Genomic DNA, 26,082 nt, shown 5'->3' with positions numbered 1-26,082 from the left:
ACCATTTAATAATTCGGCCATTCAGCTATTTAATAAATGGACGTTACTTCTTCTGACGTACACGTAGAAAGTGCCCGGATTCAGCGACAGATAGAGGACTATCTGGGGCTGGGCCCGGGCAACCTGCTGTTTGAGTTTCGGCAACTGGACGGGCAGACCCGCCTGGACCTGATTACCGTGAACCCACGGCACCAGCAGAGCTTCCTGTTTCGCTACGAAACCGGATACGACAAACTGGACGCCCTGCGCCGGATGCTGGCCTACGTGCAGCGCTACCGCGACGAGGAAAGCTCCTTCACGCTGCAGTGGCGCGCCCGCGGCGACAAGGAATTACAGACGTCCTACTTCCGGGCCCACAACGCCTATGAAGCGCTGGACAAGCTGTACTTCGGCCGCGACCTGAACACAATCACCGTGTTCAGTGTTGTATTGAATCCATCGTCGTAGCAATACGCGGCTGGCATAGCGCAGTGCCGGACTATTCTGGCTGCCTTTCCAGTTGCACAAGCACTCCATACCAAGTACCAACGCCATGATTACCGTTTCTGAAAAAGCTAAAGCGAAAGTAGAAAGCCTCATGCGCGATGCAGAGCTGGATTCTACCTACCGCCTGCGGGCCTCTGTGGCCGGCGGTGGCTGCTCGGGCCTGAGCTACAAGCTTGACTTCGACAACGAAGTGAAGCACATGGACCAGGAGTTTGAGGACAAAGGTGTGCGGGTAGTGGTGGATATGAAAAGCTTCCTCTACCTGGCCGGCACCGAGCTGGACTTCTCCGACGGCCTCAATGGCAAAGGCTTCTATTTCGATAACCCGAATGCCTCGCGTACCTGCGGCTGTGGCGAGAGTTTCTCGGTATAGCCAGCCGGTTTTCAGCCTTTGCATAGCACCAATACAAAGGGCCTCATCCACTCGGATGAGGCCCTTTGTATTGGTGCTGTTGTCAGGCAGCCCAATTACGGCGGTTACTCCCGCACGAAACGTTGCACCTGGCGGCCGGCAGCAGTCTGCAGTTCCAAGAAGTAGGAACCCGGCCGCAACGCCTGTACGTCGACTATCCCACCGCCTGCCGCTTCGCCCGCCAGCAGTGCTTGGCCCAGCGGGTTGAGCACCCGGTAGTGAACCGGTCCGGGGGCCGCCGACAACATGATCTGGCCGGTGGTGGGATTGGGGAAGAAAGTTGTCTGGGCAGCTCCCGCCTTCACGGCTACCACCGGCGAAAAGGCTTCGGTGCCATCGGTGTCCAGCTGGCGGAGGCGGTAGTAGCTCAGGCCTGCCAGCGGCCGGGTGTCCAGCCACTCGTAACTGTGGCTGCGGGCGGTGGTGCCCTGCCCGGCTACCCGGGCAATGGTGGTGAATTCATTGGTGTCAGTGCCGCGTTGCACATCAAACCCGACGTTGTTTTTCTCGGAAGCCGTTGCCCACTTGAGCTGGGTGCCTTTGGCCGTTGGCTCCGCCGTGAAGCTTTTCAGTTCCACCGGAAGCGGGCGGTTGCTACCAATGCGCACGTCGTCGATGAATACAGCCGTTTTATTGGTTGCCGTTAGAAAAATTTCCAATCGAACACTACTAATGGCACTTCCAAAATCTATTCTAACTGTAGACGTACCACTTCCGCCTGAAGCAGGAACGTTTCCACTATTGTCTAAATCTGATGGTGAAGTAACTATAGTTGGGGTTAGTGGAGCTGCATTGATTACACCAGTTGGTGATGCAACCCCGGCAGCATTAAATCCAAAAACAGAGCCATTACGGTCTCCTCTCACTTCCAGTGTATTAGGCTGTGTCTGAAAAGTGATGCTGCAAAATACGGCGGATACAGGCCAGCGAGGCCATGCTGAGGAAATGGGCGTCGTGTTTCTCATAGCGCGTGGCCACGCGGCGATGTTCTTTGAGCGAGCCAAAGAAGCGTTCCACCACATTGCGCCGCGCATAGCGAGTTGGCTCGATTCGGGGTGGCCGTCCTCGCCGCCGACAGCGACGGCCTGCGGCTGGTTGCCGACGTGGAATGACGGCCCGGATGCGACGACGACGGAGCCAGTGGCGAATGTGGACCGCGTCGTAGCCGCGGTCGGCCAGGAGTTGACGTGGGCGTCGACGCACCCGCACCTGTTCACAAAGCGGTTCAAACTGGGGCCCATCATGCCGCTGGCCGGCCGACAGATGCAGGGCCAGCGGCGTACCCGCGCCATCACAGACTACATGCAGCTTGCTGGTCAGCCCGCCGCGGCTGCGCCCGAGGCACTGGGCTTTTTTTTCGTGCCGCCCGCCGCACTTTTGGTGGCCCGCACCGTGGTCGAATCCACCAGCCACGTGTCCAGGTCTAACAAGCCGGCCGCATCCAGGCGCAGGCGTAAGCGGTGCAACACCCGCTCGAAGGTGCCATCAGCGGCCCACCGGCGAAATCGTTCGTACGCCGTTTGCCAGGGGCCGTAGCGTGCTGGTAAATCCCGCCAGGGCGCTCCGGTGCATAGGATCCAGAGTAAGGCATTCCATTGCTGGCGGTCATCGCGCCGGGGGCGCCCCAGACGTTGTGGGGGCAATTCGCTTTCCACCGCGGCCCATTGGGCATCTGTTAACTCATACCGTGCTGCCATACCCTAAGATACATAACACCCCTTTTCAGACACAGCCTAGTAAAAGTGCTTGAGCCATTATATGCTATCCTGACAGCTACTCCATTATTGGTTATGGCTGGGTTCCCACTAGTACCATTATCTATTCCTCCATTATTGTTAGTACGATAAGAGGCTAACCTAAAAGAGATATAATTGCCTGTTGATGACAGAGGAAATGACACGTTATTAAACGTCAGGGTAGATGAAACATCTCCGTTGCCGTTGTTATTCACCACACCAAACCCCGTCGTACCCTCTGAAAATACGTTAGCGGTAAGTGGACCTGTGTTAGCGTTATTGGCAGATGTAGCCTGAGAGAATGTCCCTATATAGGTTGCACCAGCGCCAGTAACGCTGTATATGTATTGTCCACCCGCACCTCCGCTAGCATTGGCTCCAGGACCTGTAGCCGGCGTGTTACCACTTGGCTCGAATCCCTGCTGTAGATAGGATGCCTGCGCGTACAATTCTGTTTGTCCCAAGCTTAGAAGAGCACCAAGCAACACGGCGGTGCGGAGAGCGGCCGAAGCGAAGAAATTAGTCGTAGAGAGTTGCATGTTAGTATCCTTTTGCAAGTTATTTTAGATAAATGTACCTTAATTGTACATACATTTCTACATATCCTACATTCCTATTATGAATAAACTACTGCTTTCACAGCTGGAGTGCCCCGATAGTGCTGACAACCAGTGAACAAATCCATACAATTAAGCCCAGCCATATATCCTGTATCGGTTGTACTGCAATGCCCCAAGAGCATCAACAAAAAGCCTCTTCTACTGCAGTAGAAGAGGCTTTTTGTTGATGCTCTTGAATACGTAGCAACCTTTGTTGCTACGTATTCTGAGTTGCTACTCCTGCTTGGTGAACTTGCGCACCACGCGGCCGGTGGCCGTCGTAACCTCCAGGTGGTAGAGGCCGGCGGGCAGCGACGCTACGTTCAGCGTGGCACTGCCGGTGCTGGTGCGGCCTTCCAGCAGTACGGCTCCGATGGTGCTCAGCACGCGGTAGGTAGCCTCCGGCGCGGGCGCTACCACCTGCAGTTCTGTGTGGGCGGGATTAGGATAAAGGGCCAACTCCTTGCCGGCGGCTACGGCCACCACCGGCGAGAACGACGCCTGGCCGTTGGTGTCCACCTGGCGCAGGCGGTAATAGGCCGTGGCGGGCAGCGGCTGCCGGTCGAGGGCGGAGTAGGTATGGCGCTGGGTGGTGGTGCCCTGGCCGGCTACGGTGCTCAGGGTGCGGAACTGCACCCCGTCGGCGGAGCGCTGCACCTCGAAGCGGGCGTTGTTCTGCTCGGAAGCCGTAGCCCAGTCCAGGCGCACGGCGTCGGCCTGCCGCTGGGCTGTGAAGCGGATCAGCTCCACGGGCAGCGGGTTGTTGGTCACGTCGGGGTCGGTGCTGGCCAGGGCGAAGTCGCTGAACGAAGTGAAGTTGCCGGAGGTAACCGTGCTGGCATCAGACGTGACGCTGCCGATGTTGAACCAGCCATTGCCGTTGTTCTTGCCAATCACCAGCGACGGCGACGCGGGGTTGTTCACGTCATCATCGGCGCCGAAGCTGAGTTGGATGTTGCCGTTGAAGCCCGTGTTGTCGGACGACGTAACGGTGTAGCGGCGGATGTTGGACACGCGCGTGAGCGGGTCCAGGGTGCTGGCGGCGTTGTCGAAGGTCTGCGGGTTAGCTCTCTCCTTCTGCTCGGCCGTGTACGTTACGGTGCCGGCGGCCTGCGAGGCCACGTTTACGGTAAGCGGGCGGTAGGCCGTGCCCTTGCCTACCGGGAACAGCAGGCTGCCGGCTGCATCGGCTTGACGGGCTACCGGGCCGTTCACGAAGCTGGTGTTGCTGCCGCCGAGTACTTCAGTTCCGCTGGCAAAGGTCAGCAGATTGGTAGCAGACGTGGTCAGCAGACCGGATACCAAGTCCAAACCACCGGTAGTGGCAGTGTTGCTGGTCGAGTTCAGTACAACACTGGTAGCCAACGTCACCCCGGCAGGATTATCAATGCGAAGCATCACGTTGAAGCCCAGATAAGAAGTACCGGTATTACTGAGTGTAAGTGGTGAACCGCTAATGGTTTGTGCTGCCGTCCCGTTCATAACCAAAAAGCGGCGGGTAGTGCTATTAGAAGGCACAAACCGGAAACGGCCGGCATTGAGTAAATCACCCCTGATTTCCAGATTGCTGGTAAGCGCCGGGTTAAAGGTTACATTGGGAGCAATGTCTAGGTTGCCGCGGATAATTAATCCGCTGCCACCAGCTCCGGAATATGTGAAGAAGGCTTGTGCCGTAGCACGCAATACCAAGTTCCCGTAGCTACGGCCTGACAACGACAACGTCTGGCTCGTGCCGCTGGGAACATCGTATTGGAAATTGCCGTTCTCAGTGCCGCTTGCGGCCGACAGATTATCAATTAGGGTGGATGCAGAACGGATGGTGTTATGCACGTAGGTGCCCCCATTATAGATGATAAAGTTCTCGCCGGCAGGCTGCACATCAACAGGCGTACCGCTTCCGCTTGCAGAACTGTTGATGAATGTACCACCGCTGTATATCACCAAGGCGTCGGCAGCCTTGGTAAAGCGTAGATAGTCGTTGGCAGTATTGGTATTGGGCAATATTGCCGTGATGGCAGCCCCTCCATCCGGATTAATTACCAAAGAACCCAAGCTTAGCGTGCCAGAGCTAACCGCAGGCAGCGTTACCGTGTAAGCAGTTGTAACCAGTGAATGATCCAACAGTACATCATCACCTGTGGCAGGCACTACGTCCGGCGCCCAGTTTTGCGCGTCGGCAAAGCTAGTGCCATCACCTCCACCGTCCCATTTCAACGCAGAGGGCGGGGCCGTGGCATTGCCTGTTACAGCTACGGCCACGCTTGTGCTGCCAATGACGTTGGTGACATCGGCCGGGCCGGTGGTACCGGGTGTGGCTGGGGCTACAAACCGTACCCATACCTGCCGGCTCAAGGAACCAGCAGCCGTAGTGGTGGCTGTCTGGGTCTCAGCAAAACCGGTCGTAGCCGATGTTACAGATACTTCGAAGGCAGCCGGAGCCGTGATGGTTACCGTACTTGAAGCAGGCAGATTACTACCGTTGAGGGTGTAGGATTGAGAGATGGAAGTGGTGCCAACCTGTGCGCTGAAGCTCAGCGAAGACTGTGTGGCCGTAAGGGTGGCGACTGGCGCCGTAACCGTAAATGGCGCGGCAGCCGAGGCCCCGCCGCCCGGCGCGGCATTAGTCACCACCACATCGAAGGTGCCGGGCGTGGCAATGTCAGCAGCCAGAATGGCGACCGTCAAGCGTGTGGCCGACACAAACGTAGTAGCACGGTCTGTGCCGTTGAAGCTGACCGTAGATCCACTAATGAAACCCGTACCATCTATAGTGAGCGTGAAGTTGCCGCTCCCGGCCACGGCCGTATTCGGCGACAGGCTGCTGATAGCCGGCACCGAATTCGGAGGCGCGACGCTGCCACTTAGCGGCACATCCAGCTGGGCGGCCCCGCCGCCGGTATTCACTACCAGTTCGTTGTTGTAGGTGCCCACCGGCAGCCCGCCCTTCAGGCGCACGTACACGTCGGTCGTCGAAAAGTTGCTCACGGTAAAGCCGCTCCCGAACGTGGCATTGTCCTGCGACACCTCGTAGTTGGTAGGAGCCGTAACAGTCACGGTGGAGTTAGCGGGCAGGTTGTTGCCGGTGAGGCGGTAGCTCTGAATCTGCGAAGGCCCGAACCCTTCTACGTAGGTGAAGCCCGTCAGTGCGGTAGGGTTAGCGGTAAGTGTGGGAGTGGTGGCAGGCGCCGTAACCTCAAAATTACCTGAAGGTGTGCCTGTCGTAGCCGGACTGGAACCATCAACACGCACTTTGTAGGTGGTGCCGGCTACGGTACCGGCCGGAATAGTTACGGTCAGGCTAGTGGCCGTAGAAGAGACGGTAGTAAGGGGTGTTGGGAAGGAAGTGCCAGCCGCATCCGACAATACTGCGCTGAACGTGTTGCCGCTGTTGAAGGTACCGGTAGTACTGAAGTTCACCGTTAGGTTGCTGCCAGCCGTTACTGGGTTCGGCGTAACTGTGCCAGTAGTGATGGTAGGAGTAGCAGTAGTTGGTGTTCCTTTTACAACCACATCATCAACGACCCATAACTCATTAGCATCATTATTAAGTAGCGTTATCCGGAAGCGTAGTTGAGAAGTAGTACTTACACCAGTTACTCGAACCGTGCTATAACCGAGAGTATTGGATCCTGTATTTGCTGATGCTATATTATTACCATCATATACAGTAGTGGCTGTCCCTGTCCCACTTGAGAAGCTCCAACGAGCATTGGAGTTTCCGTTGACTGTTATTTCGTTGGAGTAACTACTTCCTCCGTTAGTACTTACTGCGAACGTAACAATGTCTCCCGTATCGGCTCCATTCATGGTAGAACTTAAAGAGAAAGATGCTAGCCTGAATTCAACTGATATATCACTGTAAGAGCTAGCATCTATATCAGCCGACGACTGAATCGTAGTAGTACCATTGCTTGCGCCGTACCCTCTCGTGCCACTTACAAAAAGCGGAGCATTAGGAGCTGTACCATTGCCTGTTCTAAAAGCACCAGCGGCACCAGTAAATGATACAGCCGCAGTTGGTGTTGCTGGCGTAGTTTCAAAATCCTGAATTGCAATCGTCGTCTGCCCCCATCCTACTATTGGGCTCAGCAAAAGCAGCAAGACAAACAACGCCCGCCAGACAGGGCCAGAACGGGTTGCGGATAAGCGAGTAACTGGTGTGACCATGTGCAACAAGGGTAAGAGGTGTAGTAGACGAGGTAGTGCAACCCCAAAGGTACAAGTTATTCAAGGCGTAGTACAACATACTACATATTAAGGAATCATTACAAATCGGGCCATAAAAAAAGCCTCCCGCATCTGCGGGAGGCTTTTTCCTGGGGCAGAGCGGCAAGCGCCGCGCCGTTAGCTTAGTTCTTTACCACTTTGCGGGTCACCTGCTGGTCGCCGGTGCCTACCGTCACCATGTAGGTGCCAGCGGGCATCGAGGTCAGGTCCAGCTCGCCGGTTACGGGCAGCGTCTGCTCGCGCAGCACACGGCCGGTCAGGTCGGCGATACGAACGCGCAGGCCTTCAGCAGTCGTGGCCTGGGGCAGAGCCACAGTCAGTTTGCCCGAGGTTGGGTTGGGGTAGAAGCTAGCCTCGGTGAGGCCGGCGTTCTTCACCGTCACTACCGGCGAGTACGCAAACTTGCCATCGGTGTCAATCTGCTTGAGGCGGTAGTAGCTCAGGCCGGCCAGTGGGCGGGCATCTACGGCGTCGTAGTTGCTGCGGGCGCTGGTGGTGCCGTTGCCTTTCTTGAACAGGATGGTCGAGAACTCGCGGCCGTCCTGGCTGCGCTGTACTTCAAAGCCCTGGTTGTTACGCTCCGAAGCCGTTACCCAGTTCAGGTTCACCTGGCCGTTGCGAAGCTGAGCCGTGAAGCTCTTCAGCTCCACTGGCAGCGGCAGCTGCACCGTGATGGGCAGGTTTGGCGTCTTGTAGTTTTCAGCACCACCTACCTGGTCGTTGTTGTATTCGAAGCCAAAGAAGTAGTACTGCGTGCCTGGGTTGAGGCCCGTAATTACGGCCGTAGTAGCCGAGCTGGCGAATACTACAAAGTTGCCGTTCAGGTTGGAACCGTTACCATAGATGTTGTTGCCTGGATCGTATGGCGTAGCATCCTGCGGGAAGAAGCCGGGAGTCAGCGTTGGGCTGAGGCTGGCCACAATCAGGCGGTTCTCACCGAAACCAGCACCCTCAGGGTTGCCGGGGAAAGTCGAGCCATCTTCCTGCGTGAAGTTGATGGTTACCGTAGTGCCATCCGTCGAGCGCACTACCGTAGCCGACGACTGACGCGTAGGCTCCACATCGATGGAGCGGCCCTGCAGACGAGCATTTGGTACGCGGTTGAACTCTACGTTGCCATTGATGTCCGGCGTACGGAACAGCAGGTCGGCCAGCGCCGAGCCTACGCGGGTTGGTGCATAGCGAACATACAATGGCACCAGGGCCAAGCTATCCTGAGCGTCTGGCGTGAGCGTAAGCTGGAAACCAGTTGGGTTGGCAGCAGTGCCCAAGTCCGAGAAGTCAGCCGTCAACGAAATCTGGAACTGTGGCGTACGGCTGGGGTTCAGCGGCGAAGCCGTAGTTGGAGCTTCAGGATCGTTCGGTACCCGCACAACTACTGGGCTGTTCAGGCGGGCGCCTTCCAGCGTCAGAGTCTGGATAGCTGACTGCGTGCCCTTCACTTGGTTTACTACCGGCGTAAACGAGCCACGCACGTTCAGTTCCGGCTCGCTCGAGCCGTTCACCGATACATATTGCGGCCGGGCCGGAGCACTCTCGTTGGAAATTACCTGGCCGCGGTTGGTCTGCGCTGCTGCCGGGAAGTAACGCACATAGATGGTCGTCTGGTCAACGTCGCCATTCAGCGACGCCGTTGGCGAATTCTGGATGCGGGGCAGCGTCAGCGAGTTGCCGGTAGTCGTGCCCAGGGAATTGAAGCCACCAGCAGCAGCCGGATCAGCCGACAGCGAAATCTGGAAGAACTGCGGCGCCAGAATCGTTAGGTCCCGCAGCAGGTTATCAGCCGAAACTTTGTACGACTGAATCGAAGAAGGTACGCCGGGCGACGTGCTGAACTCGCGCAAAATAGCATCGGTGAGCGAAATGTCGGAGATGCTACCGCTAGGGTTGTTAGCAGTAACTGCAACATTCACCTGAGTGGCTCCCGTGCTAGTAAGGGCGATGGTACCCGAGAAGCTACCCTGCGCTACCGTGGGCACCAACCGTACTTCAATTGTCCGGTTGGTGATGTTGCCGGAAGCATTCGGCTGAATGTTCAGCGGGCCGCTGGTGTAATCACTAATACCGTTCGTAATGTCGCGGAACTGAATGTTGCCGTTCGAGGCAGCCAGCGTCAGCGGGCCGCTCAGGTTGGTGGCACTTACCGTGAAGGTCTGGGTCTGGGCCGAACCACTGTTAGTAACGGTACCGAAATCCAGAGCCAGAGGCGAAGCATTGATCGTGGGCGTAACCGGAGCCGGAGCACCCGAGCCGCTTACGGCCACCGAAGCTGTAGCACTGCCGTTGCCGGTAGCTACTATATTGCCAGTGATAGCGCCAGTGGCACCTGGCACAAAGCGTACATCTATCAACTGGTTGATGGCACCATTAGCAGGAACCAGCGAGATGGGATTCGGCGAAAAGGCTTGGCCATTAACCCGGATTTCGTAGCCTACCGGAGCAGTTACGGTTACATTGCCGGTAAGATCCTGGCCAGTTAAGGTGAACGACTGCGGAGCGGAGCTAGTACCAACCACCTGCGAGCCGAATGCTATAGAAGTCGGGGCAGCCGATAGCTGAGGCTGAGGAGTTGTAGCAGTACCTGATACAGTAATAGCAGCGGCCGTAGCCCCCGAGCTGGTTACAGTAATGTCATTTTGGATGGTCTGAGGATAAGGACCAGGAGCCGAAGCGAAGGTAGGCGCGAAAATCACGTCAAACTGTGCCGAGGCATTGCCATTGGCATTGGGCGTAACCGTAGTAGACTGCTCATACGGATCGGAAGAACCAGTAGGGCGCAACAGGTATCCAGCAGGCGCCGTTACCGTTGCATCTGCTACCAGATCAGTACCCGTAACGGTCAGTGTGCGCGCTATCGAACGCTGATTAACAGCTGTGTTTGGAAACAGCTGGCTGCTGATGCTAACTGCCAGCGAGGGCTGGAACGCCCGGAACGTGACATCATCAATGCGGTACTGACGGTTGCTGATGCCGGCGGGCTTCAGAAAACGAATTTCCAAGTTTGTGGTGCTGGGCAGCGATGCCACGGTGCTGATAAAATACCAGTCTGCCGTAGTGCCAAGCGTAGGAAACGTAAACGGAATTTCGGTGAAAGTGGCACCCACAACAGTGGCGTCGCGAAACTGTAGCCGTACATCGTTGGCAGCGCCAGCCGGCGGAATCCTTAGGCCAAACGAGATACGCTGACGGCTACTGAGCGTGGTAGTATTGATACCACCAATAGTCAGATCGAACTGCGTATTTATTGGCGACTGCAGGGTTCCCGGGCTCGTAGCATTCTCGCGGGCCAGAGCAATGCTGGCTCCACCAGAAGCCGACTGAGTTACCCCAGCCGCATTGGTGAATGTGTACTGATTAGTGGAAAATCCGTTGGCTGGCGAAACTACGGAGGCCCCGCTGAACGTGAGCGTCGCCGAATTATCCAGACGGCCGTTGGCATCTGCATTCGCCGGTGTTTCGAAAGGCACAGCAGTGCCGAACGTCTCGGTGAAGTTTTGAGCGTGGGACAAGCCTGGCAATACCAATGCCATCAGCAGAAGCAGCTGACGGAAGGGCCTCAACGTCCAGCGTACATTACGCAGGTAAGAGTGATTCATAGTATAGGAAAAAGTAAGCGTTTCAAGCGTGAGAAAAGAACAGAGGAAAGGCAGCGAGTAACTGCACCGGCGACAGAAGATGGTACGCAGAAGTAACCCTAAAGATTACCATGTTTCTTACATCTTATTGAACAATTTTAAGCATGCAGAATGTAATTTGTTTTTCATTTTTTGAAGCCACCTGACCACATTCCGTGCCAACACCTCTCTTTTTAGGTCTTCGGGCAGACAAGAATAATTATCCCTAAAGGACTCATCATATATAAAATAATGAATGTTTTATGCTCTTTGTTTCAAATGCAAATTTGCGGCAAAAATCTGAATAACCTGTCAGTTTGTTATGCTACACACCAAATAATAGTTTTTTTATCCATTGCAAGTCAGTGCATTAGCTACTACAGATACTTCGATATTACCTGATTATAACCTACCTGCCACCTCATTCACTCTCCTTTTACCCTTTCCCGTTTGTAATAAGGTCCCACTTGTAGTGGCTACATCTGGCCAAAGACCAGGCATTATTGGTAGCTTATATAGCCATAGCGAAGGCAACCTACTAAGCTGGATATGCTAGTATAGATAGCCTCATTAACCTCATAGTATTGTTGTCCCAATTTGAAACCATTATCCATCAAAAACTGGACACAAACAAGATGATACAAAAAAATCCACTACCCTTTCGAGGATAGTGGACTAAATGAGCACATTATGCAAGCCTGTAGCTGTGGCTAGCGAGCATCAGGCTGCGTCGCATTTTGAAACAAACGGGCACGATTATTACCCGTCAGGTCCATCTGCCATACTTCCGGTGTTGCTTGGTTGACGTTACTTACGTTCACGAAAACCACTTTCGCACCATTGCCACTGAAGCGGGGCACAATATCGTTGGTACCAACAGGCTTGCCTCCTCCCCCGCCGCTACCTTGTGTAGCTGACAGGGAAGTTACTCCTGTTCCGTCCAGATTCTGAATAAATATATGGGCATCCAACTGCCGACCTGTCGGATCCATATAGGCGCTTAAATCACGTGTATACATCACTTTAGTACCTAGCAGATTGAAAGTTGGTGAATCCAGCCGTCCAGGTAGGTTACCGACCAGTTGCGTAAGATTCCCACCATTGGCATCGAGCAGATAAATCTCCGAATCATAGATGCTGGTTCCTACCGTTTGTATTACAATCCGGTTGATCTGACCATTCCAGTCGCACTCGCGGAAATTGCGGCCGCTGGGTGCCGTGGCCAGTAGCATTAGGCCAGAGCCGTCGCGGTTGATGCGCCAAAGCTTGTCGTTGTTGGCGAACAATAGTTGCGCGCCATCCGGCGACCAGCAATACCCGGTACCAAAGTTATTGTAGCCTTCCACTGGCAACGGCGAAACCAGACGCTGATCGGAACCGTCGCGATTCATAGTATAGAGCCGGTACTGGCCAGAAGCATTAGAAGTATAGGCCACTTTGTCGAGTAAGGGGCTAAGCCGGGGCGAGGCTTCCACAAAGGGTGAATTAGTAAGCTGAACCAAATTGCCACCAGTGGCATCCGATGAGTAGATGTCAGTGTTGCCCCCTACCTGCCGCACGTACAGGAATGCATTATCGGGAACTTCTCGTGTGCGGAAGCTCCATACATCCCCACGCACTATCTCACCGGCTTTGTCGCGCACCGTTACCTGCCAGTAATAGGTGGTATTGAATTTCAAACCACTGGCCACTACACTGCTGTCAGTGGAATTGGTCAACAGTTGGCGCCGGTCGGTAGAATTGCTTTCAAACAGCGTCACGTCGCTATACAGCACCGAGTCAACTTTATCGGGGTCCGATACCTTCCAGCGAAGCGTCAATTCAACTGGCTGGGCAGTTGCACCATCAGCCGGACGAGGCCTAGAAGGTAAATAAGGACGGCTGTTAGCGGTAGTGGCTTTGCTCAGCGTTAGCGAAACGGGCAGGGTCTGATTTTCATTAACGTATACGTTTGTTACTTCTTGGCGATAATCCGCCTTGCGGGCCGTCACAGCCAGCGCACCAACCGGCACGTCCGGGATGGAAAATTTGCCAGCGGCATCCGTAGTATAAGAGCTGGTGGCAGGGTTAGTGGTAATGGATACGTTTGCAAGTGGCAGGTTGGTTGCCCCATCTATTACTACTCCTTCCACCGCTCCATACAACGTAGGTTCTATTGTATCTTCTTTACAGCCCCCGGCAAACAGGGCACTTACTAGTAATAGACACTGGATAATCCACACGAGTGGTATTCGGTTGGTAACATGTGTTTTCATGGCTTAAGGTAGGCTAAGGTGGGAGAGTTCAGGGTAGGTACAACCAGTGCGGTAGCAAGGGAACTTATTCAGGTATCGGGCAGCAAAACCACTATACACAGTAAATTCAGTATTATAAATCAAGAAACCCTATGTATAGAGTGCCAGACGGGCACAGCAGGTGTATAGCAAGGTCTGTTCAAACCAATCATCTATGCAATGCATAAGAATATGCTATTATGAGAATGGCCGCATTATTGGATCCATAAATGTAAGAATAATTTTAAAAATTCAGAATTTAATTCAAAAATACACTAACACAAAAAATGGCAACCTGGTTATCGTACATAACCAGGTTGCCATCAGCCTTTTACAATATGCATGGTGCAGCTTAGGGCAATACCCTACCTTGCTCAATGGTGAGCTGGATACCGTTGCCGCGCATTTCCACACTATAGCCACGTGGCGCCAAAGGTGTAGACTCCAGCTGGTTGAGAGTATGGTTGTTACCTATCTGCATGACTTCGTACTTACGGCTGTCGCCAACGACGGTGCTGTTGATCTTATTGTCGTCACCATCCTGCACCAGCTTCATTTCGTTTCTGTCGCCGGTCAGGTTTACGTTTAGCTCGTTCCGGTCACCGTCCTGCGTAATGCGGGCGCTGTTGCCTTCTCCTGTCTGAGTGAAGCTGAGTTGGTTGCTAAGGCCTGCCTGCTCCACAAAAGCCGAGTTGGCCAAAACGCCGGTATTGTTCTGCGTAATAGCGCCCCGATTGCCGGTGCCCATTTGTAGCAACGACGACACGTTGCGCGCATCGGCTTGGCTTGGGGCATTGGGCAGTCGCTCCAAGCCAATGGTTTCGGCGAGACGCTGCTCTACACGCAGGTCTTCCGGGTCGGTACGGCTTTGCGCAGTAGCTGGCAGCCAGAGGCTTGCGGCGCTAACTGTGCAAAGCAGAAAAAACAGTTTTTTCATAGCCATGTCATGTTAATGCCCAAGAGGCCGGGCCTCCCTTCACAAAGAAGAGAAGACCCGGCCAATTGTGCGTTAGACACAAAACCGATTAGGGGTGGTCCTGACGAACGATGGCAGCATTGCCACTACCATCTTGTACAACCTGGCTCCACTGGTTGTTAGAACCCAGGCTGCCATCACCCTGACGCGTGTCAGCAAAGTTGCCGGGGATTCCAAAGATCAAACCGGTAGCATTGGTTTGCTTCTGATGAGCAAAGTTGTCGTCGCTATCCTGGTCGATGTAGCCGTAGTTGAGGTCACCGGTCTGCTCTTGCACAGCATAGTTGCGGTTCTGGGCGTCACCAGTAGCACCTTGCTCTACGATGGCTTCTCCACGCCAGCCGCTTTGTACTTGGTCAACATAGTTGTTGTTGCCGGTTTGGCTGGAGTAAGCAGTGTTTAGGCCATTAAGTGGCGAGCTGCCAGACTGCGTCTGATAGGCATCGTTGCCCGTGCCGTTCTGGTACATATCAGCCGACTGGTTGGAACCAACCTGCCGAACGACGCCATAGTTATCAGTACCTACCTGCTGCACATACGAATCATGGTCAACCGAACCGGCATTACGGCTGGTAGCAGAAATCTGGGTAGTAGTGGGAATTGCGCGGACAGCTGCACCACGGCCTTGTGCTGCTGGGCGGGCATTAGGGGTAGACTGAGCGAAAGCAGCACCGGCCATCAGGAGTGCAGCGGCGAGGAGTTGGATCTTTTTCATGGGGAAAAGGGGGACTTTTGGGGAGGGTTAGAATTTTGTTTTACTTCTTTTTAATTGTCTCTTCCGGATAGACAATTCAAATATAAAGCACTTTTTTCATAATACAAGCAAGTGTGTAAATTTTTTATTCAAATTTTTATTTACATAGTTATATAACAAGTGAAAACCCTTTCAATCAGCCATTTGACCGATTAAAAGGGCTTCACATTATTTTATACGACGGCTACCTAAGTAGTAGGTAAAGCCCAGACGAGCTGCCCAGACATAGTCATTATACTTGCCGTAGTCCATATAATCGAGGTCGTCGCTCAGGTAGTAGCGGTTTTCGATGCTGGCATTCAGGCCAATACGTGGTGAGAGCAGGTACTCTCCTCCTATGCCCAATAAGGTATGCGGCAGTACCCGCTGGCTGCCGCTGACTGCTGGCTGATTGCGCAACGTAGCACCTGCCCCTGCCATAGCGTAGGGCGTGAATCGGTCTTGCGGCAGCAGACGCATCATCAGGCCCGCTTCGGCATAGCTGAAGTCCTGGCTGAAGTAGCGCCGGGCCGACAACTGGCCCCATCCTACGTTGGCGAATGAGCTCAGGAAGCCGGTGCCCCATTGGTAGCGGAGCGTGGCAGTGCCTTCCGGATCGTTACGGGGGCTGGCAAAGTCGCCGGAATATTGCTGTAGCGAGGCCGAAAGCCCTATCCCAAAGCGGCTGCGGCGTTCCGTCAGTTCGCGGCCCAGCACATCAATAGAAGCATTCTGCTCTTTCTCCTGGAAGTAGGCAGCCATAGCCGGCCCCTGCAGGTCCTCCACGTTTTTAGGCGCCCACAGCCGGTCGCGCAGGCCCTCGAAGATGAGAGCTTCCACTGATTTCTCGATGGCCTCCTTCACTGCCATTTCGCTGGGCTCATTGTAGGTAAAACCAGTTTCGGTTTCCAGCAGCCGCTTGAAGTTCACAAATCGGAACAGGCTGGCATCCACTTGCTGCGAAAGAATCGTTTTGCTGACGTAAACTGTTTTGAGCACCCGCCCATTGGATGTACTGATGGCCCGCAGATACACCGTGACACGGTCCTGCCGATACTGGCCCGAGGCCCCGGCTCCAAAGTAGCGCAGGCCGGCACCGCCGGTTAGCATGTTGGCATCATAGGAGATAATACCGCCTTCCAGCAGCACTCCTGCAAACAGCAGCGGCGGCAATGGTGACTGTCGTTGCCCAGTCTGCTCGCTATATTCAGCCCGAGTCGAACGGATGATTTTGCGCTCATTCAGCAGATTGCCTAGGTTTTCGCGCTCAATCGGCTCAAACCAATTAGACTCTTCCAGCGCCTTTATCAAAATAGTAGTAGCACCCTGCGTGATGGCCGTTGAGAAGCTTGATCCGTTCACGGTAGGCTTGTACTGCCCGGTCTGGTCGCGGAACTTATATACGGCCACTACCGCCTTTTCGCGGGGCTGCGGCATATTCTGGATTGGACGGGGCCGGATGACCTCGGCCCCCAGACGTGCGGGCTCGGTGGTGAGTGGCTGATGGAAATAAGGCGCGCAGGCACCAGTTGCCAGGAGCAGCGTGATGGCTAAGTATACTTTCCAGGTGGCGATGGTACGCATGGGGAGGTGAGGCAATGACAGAGAGAAGATAAGCTAGTGGCCGTGCGACTGGCTAAGGGATATTTGGAATAGTGACGGTGGTCTGGTTGCCGGTGCCGGAATCGGTAATCTGGATTACTACTCCATTGGCACCAGGTGTCACCTCAATCTGATAAGAACCCACTGTATAGCTACCCTCCCGCACCGGCCCCGAGCCAAACTGCGACGTAATAAACCGGTTGGTCAGCTGGCTCAGAATCTGCCGGTTAAGGTTTTCAGCAAAGCCATTAAGCGGATCGTTGGCGTTGACGCCGGTGCCGGTATCGCGGGCCGGCTCTTCAATGGTGTTCTGCGAAGTGGCGGAACTGAGCAGCCATTGGTAGTTGAAGCTGTTCCCCCCACCAAAAGATGGGTTTTTGGGTTCGTAAACGAAGTCCTGTGCATGCGCTTGGCTACCAGCGAGCATAAGCAGCAGGGCAGTGCATAGAGTAAAAAGAGTTTTCATAAGGGGTGGGAGTAGTGAAGCAAGAAATGGGAAGTTGTCAGTAGGTTTCTCGGCCCTTCAGTTCGCCGCGCTCTAATTGATTGCTCACGCGCTGGGCTTCCACCAGATAGTCGCTGGCCAACCCTACGGCCTGGATGGCGGCTTCTTCTATCAGGTCGTACTTAGGCTGCAAGGGTATTTCGAGTAGCGTCTCGTCGTTCACGGCGAGCGACACCAAGGCACTGTTGCCACGAGCCGGTAGTTCCGTGATGGTGATGTTGTATTCGATGACGCCTGGTGGGGCTTCGAAGGCGGTATAGAATACGCTGTAGAAGTCACGGCCAATCTTGGTTATCGTCTGATCGACAACCAAACCTTGTGATTCTATTCCAGCCGTCTGGCGACGTTGTGTCTGCGAAGAGTCGGCTTGCAACAGCAGCCGCAGGGCCTCCTCCAGTTTCTTGGCCGGCAACGGTGCCGCCTGCGATTCTTTTACAGGCACTTCGGGCGTTTTCTGGGCATTGCTACCTTCCCTTACCGGAATCCGTCGCTCATTTTGGGCCAGCGCCGGGCAGACTAACAATACCAACCAGATAACAAAACAGGTGCTGGCCAGCTGTCTAAACGGCGGCTGCTTACAAGTAAGCCAGTACACCAATGTAGGTAAGGAGAGCTGGCGTAGCATTGGGTTGAATGAGAATTGATGGATTTATAGACTGTCCGTTTGTCGCCAGATTGAGCTTACGTAGTACCTAGTATGCCCTTCGCAGGCAGAGTAAGCCAGGACGTTAAAAACTCGGTTTTACCAGGACCAGATAGGCAGAGCAGTTTTGCGGCATGAATGTAAATATTAAACAAAATAATACAATGATTTTTCACGATTTTAATCTATCAATAATTGAAATAATTAAAAATCCATGCACACGTCACTCCGTAACAACTTATTGCTCAGACGCCATAGCTCAAAGCTTATAGATAAGGCCCGCCTCTACTTTCGTAAAGGCGGGCCTTATCTATGTAAGCAATAAGCTTGCAGGCGCTTTATCCCAGCACGTGCGGCACGAACTCCGACAGGTTGGTGATGAAGCCGGCGGCCCGGCGGAAGCCGATGGCGCAGCCGCTGCCAGCCCAGAACACCCCGGCTTGATAAAAGCGTTGTTGGGCATCCTGCGGGAGTTTGGCGAAACGCTGATAAACCTGCGTCTGCCCGGCAAACTCGCCTTCTACGCCCTGCCCGGGCCGGCCGGCATTCATTTCCGTGACGTTTTGGCCCTCGCGGCCCAGCAGCGGCTTGCGCACACTGTGGCCAGGCAGCTCGGAGAGGGAGGCATCCAGCAGGAGCGGATGCTGCGGGAAGCATTGCCAGAGCCAGGCTAGGATGGCTTTGCTCTGGAACAGCAGCGTGTAGGCCGGGTTGGCGATGATCAGGTCGCGGCTTTGGAGCAGTTGCAGCAGGTCGGCCGTCAGCTCAGGCTCTTCGGCAGCCAGAATTTCCCAGGGCACCAGCTTGAACAGAAACCCGTACTGCCGCCACTGCTCCGGGGCCTGCTCGGCCCACACGCCCCGCTCCTCCCCTGCCACCGACACCTGCATGGCATCGACGGAGCAGATGTGCACGTGCTCGAAGCCGGCTTCCGCAGCCGCCTCGGCCACTACGGCGCAGTTGGCGGCGTCTTCGGCACTGTCGGGCAGGTGCACGAGCAGCAGCGTGGGCGGCAGGTCGGGGTTGCGCTGCAGCCACTCGGTTAGCTGGGCCTGCAGGCCTTCAAAGAGGCCGTTGGCCTGCCGGTCGTCGGAGGCCTGGCCGGCGGCTACCAGGCTGGCCCACTGCACCACGGCGGTTTCGGGGATGCTGGTGGCGGTGTCGGCGTTGAATTCGAGCAGCTTGGGGCCTTCCGGGGTCTGGGCCAGGTCGAAGCGGCCGTAGAGGTGCCAGTGCCGGTCGTCGTTCCAGGAGTGGCGCACGGCAGGCCACAGCAGCTCCGGAATGGCCAGTAGCCGCAGCAGCGTGTCCGGAATGGGGTCGGGAATGGACTGTAGCAGCAGCTCGTAGAGCGTATCGGCGGCCTCCAGCAGCGCGTCGGCCTCGGCTTCGGGTAGTTGCACGGCCTCGCGGGCCACGTAGTTCTGGCAGTCTTCTTCCACCACCCAATCCCAGCCCAGGCTACGTACGGCCGGCGTTACGTCACCGGAAAGCGGCAAAAGCGAAATATCAGGCATGGGGGTAAGCGGTATGAATGCGAGATTAGGAAAGGAGAATCAAAAAAGCGTGTAGGCTGATGGGCCGCGCCGGCCGCCAAAGTCAGCCGCCGAAGCCCCGGCTGCTGCTGCGGCTACCGAAACCGGAACTCCGGCTGCTGCTGGGCGCGGTACTCCGGACGCTGCTGCGGCTGCCGAAACCGGTGCTGCGCACTACGCTGGTGCTGGGTCGCACGCCGTTGTTGGTGCGGCTGCCACCAAAGCCGCGGCCGAAGAAGCCCCGGCCCTGGTCGCGCTCCTGCGCCACCCGGCCGCGCCAGCCGTTGTTTTGCTGCACAATACCGGGGTTGGCGTAGGCTCCCACGTTCGGCGTGAGGAAGCGCCCGGCCATATAGCCGATACCGCCCCACATCAGAATGTCCATCATGCTGGTGCCGCCCATGCGGTTTTCCGGGTTCACGCGCGTGTAATCCTGCATCTGGCGCTGCAGGGCCTGGCCTTGCAGGGTATCTACCTTGCCATCGAAGTGCTTGAGCACGGCGGCCACTTCTTCCTTGCCAGCGGGGCGCTCCGCCGTGATTTTCCATTCGCCCGGCTTCACTTCGGTCATTTCCGTGATGACGCCTTCCGAGTACGACTCGCCGCCGCCCCAGTCTTCCTGGGTGGTGGCCCTATCGGTGTCGGAGCTGCCGCCCGAGCAGGCGGGCAGCAGGAGTCCCAGGCTGGTAGCGGCAGCCATCAGCAGCACATTGCGGCGCAGGTCGCCGAGGCGGTAATAAGGCTTATTCATCGGAGTGAGAAAAGGAAGGGTTACGAAACGGAAAGCAACGGCACGGGCCGTGAGCGGCAACTAGTACAACACTACTCCCAGAGCGGATAGTGCTCCAGGTGCACTTCCTGGCCAAAAAATATACGCGTGCTTTCCTCGAACGAACGGGTGAAATCGGAAACGTAGAAGTGATGCACCGGCGCCGCTTTGCCCGGCTGGGCCGCCAGGTTCTGCTGCTGCAGGTAGTGCTGCACGTGCGCCGCCACCACGTCGGAGGCGTCCAGCACGGCCGTGCGGCCCTGGTAGAAGTCGGTGATCTGCTTTTTGATGAGCGGGTAGTGCGTGCAGGCCAGCACCAGGGCCTCAATGCCTTCCAGAGCAGGGTTGGTGAGGTAGCTTTCGATGATGTTGCCGGCGATGCTGTTATCAAAAAAGCCTTCTTCTATCATCGGGGCCAGCAAGGGGGTGGCCAGGCTCTGCAGTTGCACGCCGGCATCCAGCTCGTCTATTTTCTTGCGGTACACGTTGCTGTTTACCGTCTGCTTGGTGCCAATCAGCCCAATGGTGCGGCCGGCGTAGGCCTGCCCCACGTGGGCCACAATCGGGTCGATAACGTTGAGCACACGCGCCTTGGACCCCACGTATTCGCGCACCAGCTCGTAGGCCGCGGCGGAAGCTGAGTTGCAGGCAATGAGAATGACCTTGCACTGCTGCTTGAGCAGTAAGTCGCAGATTTTGACGCTGTACGCCTGAATGGCGGCGGTGCTTTTGTCGCCGTAGGGCAGGTGGGCTGTGTCGCCGAAATACACGAGCCGCTCGTGGGGCAGCACGCGCGCCACGGCCCGCGCGACGGTGAGGCCCCCGATACCGCTGTCGAATACGCCGATGGGACGGGTGGAAAGGTCTGGGTTCATATCGGCGGCAAGTAACGAGGAAGCACGCAAACTGTTGTAGCTGCCGGTTTCCACAATACCGCCAATTTCCTATCTTCCGACTTCGTACCGCCCTTCTGCCCCTGCGTATGAGCACTATTCTGGCTGAAATTGACCAGGCTCTGGCCTCTTTCGATTCTTCCCGCGGACGCCCTGTTGCCATTGAGCTGGGCGAAAGAAAATACACGCAGCTGATTCTGGATGTGGCCCACCTGCACGCCGATGGTGGCGAGCTGACCCACAACACCGGCCGCCCGCTGGCCTACCGGGGCCTGGAAATCCTGCGCGACGACCTGCACGTCGACCGGGTGCTGGTGATTTAGCGCAGAAGTAAGTATTGAGTACATAGTAGTGCGTAGTGAGACTTCGTTCGATAACTGACCGGCAAAGTCTCACTACTAATTACTCAATACTCGGTACTCACTTCTGCAAAGGCTACCTTTGCGGCATGAATCTGCTTTCCGCTGAGAACCTTTCGAAGAACTATGCCGACCGGTGGCTTTTCCGGGACCTGAACTTTGGCTTGCTGCAGGGCCAGCGCGTGGCCTTTGTGGGCATCAACGGCACCGGCAAAACCACGCTGATGCGCATTCTGGCGGGCCTGGAGCAGCCAGACACCGGCCTGGTGAGCACTCGCAAGGGCATCCGGGTGACGTATCTGGGCCAGCAGCCTGTGTTCGATGAGAGCCTGACGGTGGAGGAAACCATCTTCGCCAGCCAGAACGACACGCTCCGCGCCATTAAGGAGTACGAGCACGTGGTGAATGACCCCAACCACAAATCCGACGACCTGCAGCGGGTACTGGAGCGCATGGACGCCCTCAATGCCTGGGACTACGAGGCGCAGGTGCAGCAGATTCTGAGCCGCCTGGGCATTCTGGGCGACTTGCTCACCCGCAACGTGAGCATGCTCTCGGGTGGGCAGCGCAAGCGCGTGGCCCTGGCCCGCGTGCTGATTGAGGAGCCCGACGTGCTGCTGCTCGACGAACCAACCAACCATCTGGACCTGGCCACCATCGAGTGGCTGGAAAACCGTTTGTCGTCGCCGACCCTAACGCTGCTCATGGTGACCCACGACCGGTACTTTCTCGACAAGGTGGCCAACGAAATTGTGGAGCTGGACCAGGGCCAGATGTACCGCTACCAGGGCAACTACGCCTACTTCGTGGAGAAAAAAGCCGACCGCGAAATGCGCCAGGCTACCGAGGTGGAAAAGGCCCGCCAGCTGTTCAAGAAGGAGCTGGAATGGATGCGCCGCATGCCGCAGGCCCGCGGTACCAAGCAGAAGGCCCGCATCGACGCCTTCTACATAACCAAGGAAAAAGCCAGCACCAACCTGAGCAAGCAGCAGGTGGAGCTGAGCGTGAAAACCACCCGCCAGGGCGGCAAAATCATTGAAGCCAGCCACCTCAACAAGGCCTTCGGCGACAACGTGGTGCTGGACGATTTCAGCTACGTGTTCAAGAAGAAAGACCGGATTGGCCTTGTGGGGCCCAACGGCGCGGGCAAGTCTACGCTGCTGAACATGCTCACAGGCAAGCTGGCGCCCGACTCCGGCACCATCGAGGTGGGCCAGACCACCGTGTTCGGCTATTACACCCAGACCGAGCTGGAATTCGACCCTTCTCAGCGCGTCATCGACATTGTGAAGGAGGTGGCCGAGGTGGTGGAGCTGGCCAACGGCGACGTGCTGACGGCCAGCCAGTTCCTGAGTTTGTTCCTGTTTCCGCCGGCCCAGCAGTACACGCTGGTAAGCAAGCTGAGCGGGGGCGAAAAGCGCCGGCTGCAGTTGCTGCGCGTGCTCATCAAGAACCCCAACTTCCTGATTCTCGACGAGCCCACCAACGACCTGGACCTGGGCACGCTCAACATCCTGGAAGACTTCCTGCTGCACTTCTCGGGCTGCCTACTCATCGTCAGCCACGACCGGTACTTCCTCGACCAGCTGGCCGAGCACTTGTTTGTGCTGGAGCCCGGCGGGGCCGTGCTTAATTTCCCCGGCAACTACACCGACTACCGTGAGTACCTGGCGGAGCGCGAAACCGAAGCCGCCCTCGAAGCCGAGGAAAAAGCCGCCAAGGCAGCCCGCGCTGCCACTAAAGCGGCCGTAGCGGCCCCAGCCCCGACTCCCGTGGCCGCCCCCGCGCCGGCCAAGCGCAAGGCCAGCTTTGCCGAGAAAAAGGAGTACGAAACGCTGGAAAAGGAGCTGGCACAGCTGGAAATCCTGAAACAGCAGCTCATCGACAAGCTCAACGCCGGCTCCGGCTCGCACACCGACCTGGCCGACTGGGCCGCCCAGCTCAAGCGCACCGACGCCGACCTCGACGCCAAAGGCGAGCGGTGGCTGGAGCTGGCCGAATTCATCTAGCCTTCCGCTGCCTGAAGCCCACACGGCCCTTTCTGACCAGTTCAGAAAGGGCCGTGCTGGTTTTACACCTGCTCAGTAGCCGTCAGAAGCGCAAGCCTTATTTCCGGTTCAGTTGGGTTTGCTGAAGTAACATTTCTGCCTCAGCCCGCCCGCTGAACAGCCCTAATAGCCGGATGCCGTACTGCTGCTTGGCGCGGCCGAGTAGGTTCCGGGCTTCTGGGTGAAATCGAATACCACCGGCCGAGCATTCACGAACAGTACCACCCGTAGCCGCCGGGCAGCATCGGTACGCGGGAAGTGAATTTGGCCCGTTATGTACTCGTTGGACTGGAGCACCGTTTTGCGCAGAATCACCGATTCCAGGTGCTGCTTGCGGCCGCTGAGCTCGTCGGCCTGCTGGGCGTGGGTTGCGCGCTGGTCGGCGAAGTAGGCTTCGTCGTCGGCGTGGCGCTGGTCGCGCTCGGCAATCTGCTCGGGCGTTTCAGTCTTTTTGATGGAGGCAATATCCTCGGTGATATTCGCCACGCTGCTCAGGATTTCCAGCCAGCTACCACTTTCGGCCTTGGAAGCTTCCTTGTTGAGGCGGGCCGTGAGCTGCTGCAGTGTCGCTTCAGGGTCGAGGGCCATGACGCGGGTGGACGTCAATGCCGGAGCTCCCGGAGCAGTGACCGTAACCGCCGTTGCAGAGCCTGTGGTCTGGGTGGTGGCGGCCGTATCGGTCAGGGAGTAGTCGGGCACGTAGTAGAATGTCTCGGGCAGGATTTCCAGCGGCCGGCGCGCATCATTCCCGATTTCCACCTCAAATACCAGCTCTTTCTTATCATAGCGAACAAAGCCCAGCTTCACTTCCACGCTGTCGGGGTGGTAGAGGCGGCTGGTGGGGTGGCCGTTCAGGCTGGGGCCGTTGGGGCTGGCGGGCTGCATAGCCAGGAAAGAGGTGGAGCTGCAGCCGGCAAGCAGCAGCCCCGAGGCAGCCAGTAGAGTAGCAATACGCATAAATGCAGAAGAATTAAGAATGTCCGAAAAAGGCCAACCGGCGCAGGTGGCGGTTAGTAGGCCGGCTGGCGGCTGCGTAGCTGGCGGTAGCTGAGCAGCAGCGGCTGGCGGCGCAACGGCAGCGAAAGGCGCAATACATCAGCCTCGTCGGTGCGCGGGAAGTACACGTAGCCCCGGATTCCCTGCCCCGGCAGCAGCGTGTTCTTGCGCAGCAAGCGGGCTTCCACGTCCTGCTTCTGGGTCTGGGCCTGCAGGGCAGCCGCGCTGTGTTCCATGCGGTACTGCTGCCCGTATTCGGCCTCGGCCAGTACCAGAGGCCGCTGCGATTCGCGCACGTTGTAAACCACTGCCGCCACCAGGCCATCCAGTTTCTGCTCGGGGTTGATGGCGCTTACCGGCCCGGGGAAATACGGCATGTACTCCTGACCTTTGTGCAGTGTGGTGGCTACGGGCGTGTAGTTGAACTGCTCCGGCGCTACCAGCACCGCCCTCTCCGACTGGTTCTGGATATCCAGATCGAAGACCAGCGAATTGCCTTCGTAGCGCACAAATCCCAGGCTCACCTCCAGGCTGTCCTGCCGGATAACAGACCGTTCGTGGCCGTCTTTCCAGAAGCCGCTGCCCTGGTCGGGCTTCAGGGATAGATAAGCGGTGGGCGTGCAGGCCGTGAGCAATAGGCTTAGTGCCGCAATACAGTGTCGAGTTGTTGGCATATACTATAGATAGTAGGGAAAGGAAAAGCCACCCCGGCCGGCGCGTTTTCTACAGGCCGGCGGGCAGCGCAGCTTCTCCCGCAGCATTTGTGCCAAACTGCCACACGCGCCGCACCGCCGCCAGCGGAATGGGCCCAAAGACATGGGCAAAATGCTGCTGCCGGCTCTCCACCCACTCCCGCTCTATCCGCACTCCGGCCGCCGCCAGGGCGGCTTCGTCCAGCTCCAGCAGCCACAGGTCGGAGCGGTGGGCGTAGTAGCGGCGGGCCGTTTCCAGCACCTGATGCAGCTCCGAGCAATGGATGAATCCTTCCCGCGCAAGGTCGGGGCTGGCGAAGGCGCCGGTTTGCTGGGCGTGCTGCCAGTCGGCAGGTTCGGCTATTCGGTAGAGCATGTGGAAGAGTAATTTATGGAGGAGTAGTTGGAGTGATGTATAGGGTGCCGACGAGGCAGTGTACTGGTCGGGTGGAAAGCAGAAAGGACTCATGCTGCAGCATAAGTCCTTTCGGTAAGCGTGGCTTTAAAAGCTGTTCAGCGGCAGATTAGCTGGCTTTCCAGAGCTCCTGCTGCACGGCTTTGCCTACCGTGAGCATAATGCGCGTGGGGTTAGGCACCAGCGTAATGCGGGCCTCTTTGCCGGGGTATTTCTCTGAGTCCACCCACACGCCTTCCTTAGGCGAAGGCGTGCCGCCGGTGCTGGAGGGCAGGTAGGCCGTAGGCAGCAGCACATCGGTATCGGAGCTCAGCTCGGTGTGCACCTTGTCGAGGGCGGCTTCGAGGTAGGCGCCGTATTCTTCGTTGAAATCGTCTTCGAGGTCGTGCAGCTCCTCTTCTACGTCGTCGTAGCGGGCATCATCATACGACATATCGTGCAGGGCCTGCTTTTTCTCGATCAGCGTAACGAGGGTGCGGTTCAGCTCTTCCAGATTCATAAGGGTAAGGCGTAGGGTTGTGCTACAAAGGTGAAGAGGATTCGGCAGTTTTATGCGCCGTTCCTGCTCC

20 protein-coding genes and 1 pseudogene are annotated in these 26,082 nt (G+C 56.6%); 4 read left to right on the top strand and 17 right to left on the bottom strand.

The features are described from left to right. Positions 1-36: 36 nt before the first annotated feature. Positions 37-447, top strand: coding sequence for a hypothetical protein (locus tag N008_RS14915; RefSeq protein WP_044017124.1), 411 nt, complete (start codon positions 37-39; stop codon positions 445-447). Between the two features lie 85 nt (positions 448-532). Further along, positions 533-859 (top strand): HesB/IscA family protein, encoded by a 327-nt coding sequence (locus N008_RS14910; RefSeq protein WP_044017122.1) that lies wholly within the window; start codon positions 533-535, stop codon positions 857-859. A gap of 104 nt (positions 860-963) precedes the next feature. Here N008_RS14910 and N008_RS21745 read toward each other — a convergent pair whose 3' ends face one another. The 13 genes and pseudogenes from N008_RS21745 to murI form a co-directional block, all read right to left on the bottom strand. Beyond that, positions 964-1,557, bottom strand: coding sequence for a T9SS type A sorting domain-containing protein (locus N008_RS21745; RefSeq protein ID WP_052381593.1), 594 nt, complete (start codon positions 1,555-1,557; stop codon positions 964-966). Between the two features lie 217 nt (positions 1,558-1,774). Next, a pseudogene (locus N008_RS22405) lies at positions 1,775-2,526 on the bottom strand (IS5 family transposase). Positions 2,527-3,467: 941 nt separating this feature from the next. Further along, positions 3,468-6,650 (bottom strand): T9SS type A sorting domain-containing protein, encoded by a 3,183-nt coding sequence (locus N008_RS21740; RefSeq protein ID WP_052381592.1) that lies wholly within the window; start codon positions 6,648-6,650, stop codon positions 3,468-3,470. A gap of 932 nt (positions 6,651-7,582) precedes the next feature. Continuing rightward, positions 7,583-10,459: a T9SS type A sorting domain-containing protein gene (locus N008_RS21735; RefSeq protein ID WP_197062869.1), complete on the bottom strand. Its 2,877-nt coding sequence runs from the start codon at positions 10,457-10,459 to the stop codon at positions 7,583-7,585. 1,325 nt (positions 10,460-11,784) lie between these two features. Beyond that, on the bottom strand, positions 11,785-13,329 hold the full coding sequence (locus tag N008_RS14885) for a carboxypeptidase regulatory-like domain-containing protein (protein WP_081910827.1): 1,545 nt from the start codon (positions 13,327-13,329) through the stop codon (positions 11,785-11,787). 370 nt (positions 13,330-13,699) lie between these two features. After that, positions 13,700-14,284: a hypothetical protein gene (locus N008_RS14880; protein WP_197062868.1), complete on the bottom strand. Its 585-nt coding sequence runs from the start codon at positions 14,282-14,284 to the stop codon at positions 13,700-13,702. Positions 14,285-14,372: 88 nt separating this feature from the next. Continuing rightward, on the bottom strand, positions 14,373-15,038 hold the full coding sequence (locus N008_RS14875) for a hypothetical protein (protein ID WP_044017117.1): 666 nt from the start codon (positions 15,036-15,038) through the stop codon (positions 14,373-14,375). 207 nt (positions 15,039-15,245) lie between these two features. After that, positions 15,246-16,640 carry a CsgG/HfaB family protein gene (locus N008_RS14870; protein WP_044017115.1) on the bottom strand — a complete coding sequence of 465 codons (1,395 nt, stop codon included), beginning with the start codon at positions 16,638-16,640 and terminating at the stop codon, positions 15,246-15,248. 52 nt (positions 16,641-16,692) lie between these two features. After that, the gene (locus tag N008_RS14865) at positions 16,693-17,124 is read right to left on the bottom strand and encodes a curli production assembly/transport component CsgF (RefSeq protein ID WP_044017112.1); all 432 of its coding nucleotides are present in this window, start codon (positions 17,122-17,124) and stop codon (positions 16,693-16,695) included. A gap of 37 nt (positions 17,125-17,161) precedes the next feature. Beyond that, positions 17,162-17,788 (bottom strand): CsgE family curli-type amyloid fiber assembly protein, encoded by a 627-nt coding sequence (locus N008_RS14860; protein WP_044017110.1) that lies wholly within the window; start codon positions 17,786-17,788, stop codon positions 17,162-17,164. A gap of 356 nt (positions 17,789-18,144) precedes the next feature. Then, positions 18,145-19,323, bottom strand: coding sequence for a glutathionylspermidine synthase family protein (locus N008_RS14855; protein ID WP_052381590.1), 1,179 nt, complete (start codon positions 19,321-19,323; stop codon positions 18,145-18,147). An 82-nt stretch (positions 19,324-19,405) separates the two neighbouring features. Continuing rightward, positions 19,406-20,092 carry a hypothetical protein gene (locus tag N008_RS14850; protein ID WP_044017108.1) on the bottom strand — a complete coding sequence of 229 codons (687 nt, stop codon included), beginning with the start codon at positions 20,090-20,092 and terminating at the stop codon, positions 19,406-19,408. A 71-nt stretch (positions 20,093-20,163) separates the two neighbouring features. After that, a complete protein-coding gene (gene murI / locus N008_RS14845; RefSeq protein ID WP_044017106.1) occupies positions 20,164-20,985 on the bottom strand; it encodes a glutamate racemase in 822 nt (273 codons plus the stop codon). Between the two features lie 107 nt (positions 20,986-21,092). Between murI and N008_RS14840 the strand changes: the two genes are divergently transcribed. Together N008_RS14840 and N008_RS14835 are read left to right on the top strand one after the other, a co-directional pair. Then, a complete protein-coding gene (locus tag N008_RS14840) occupies positions 21,093-21,326 on the top strand; it encodes a hypothetical protein (RefSeq protein ID WP_044017104.1) in 234 nt (77 codons plus the stop codon). 125 nt (positions 21,327-21,451) lie between these two features. Further along, complete coding sequence (locus N008_RS14835) at positions 21,452-23,371, top strand: ABC-F family ATP-binding cassette domain-containing protein (RefSeq protein ID WP_044017102.1); 1,920 nt, start codon at positions 21,452-21,454, stop codon at positions 23,369-23,371. A gap of 162 nt (positions 23,372-23,533) precedes the next feature. On the opposite strand, the gene N008_RS14830 is transcribed toward N008_RS14835, so the two are convergent. The 4 genes from N008_RS14830 to N008_RS14815 form a co-directional block, all read right to left on the bottom strand. Then, a complete protein-coding gene (locus tag N008_RS14830; RefSeq protein ID WP_044017100.1) occupies positions 23,534-24,367 on the bottom strand; it encodes a hypothetical protein in 834 nt (277 codons plus the stop codon). A gap of 53 nt (positions 24,368-24,420) precedes the next feature. Beyond that, positions 24,421-25,080: a hypothetical protein gene (locus tag N008_RS14825; protein WP_156109336.1), complete on the bottom strand. Its 660-nt coding sequence runs from the start codon at positions 25,078-25,080 to the stop codon at positions 24,421-24,423. 49 nt (positions 25,081-25,129) lie between these two features. Further along, positions 25,130-25,474 (bottom strand): DUF952 domain-containing protein, encoded by a 345-nt coding sequence (locus tag N008_RS14820; RefSeq protein WP_044017095.1) that lies wholly within the window; start codon positions 25,472-25,474, stop codon positions 25,130-25,132. Positions 25,475-25,622: 148 nt separating this feature from the next. After that, complete coding sequence (locus N008_RS14815) at positions 25,623-26,012, bottom strand: hypothetical protein (RefSeq protein WP_044017092.1); 390 nt, start codon at positions 26,010-26,012, stop codon at positions 25,623-25,625. Positions 26,013-26,082 lie beyond the last annotated feature (70 nt).

Source organism: Hymenobacter sp. APR13 (assembly GCF_000737515.1).
GTDB lineage: Bacteria > Bacteroidota > Bacteroidia > Cytophagales > Hymenobacteraceae > Hymenobacter.
The sequence above is the reverse complement of the archived record's forward strand: the minus strand, read 5'-3'. Positions and strand labels throughout refer to the sequence as shown.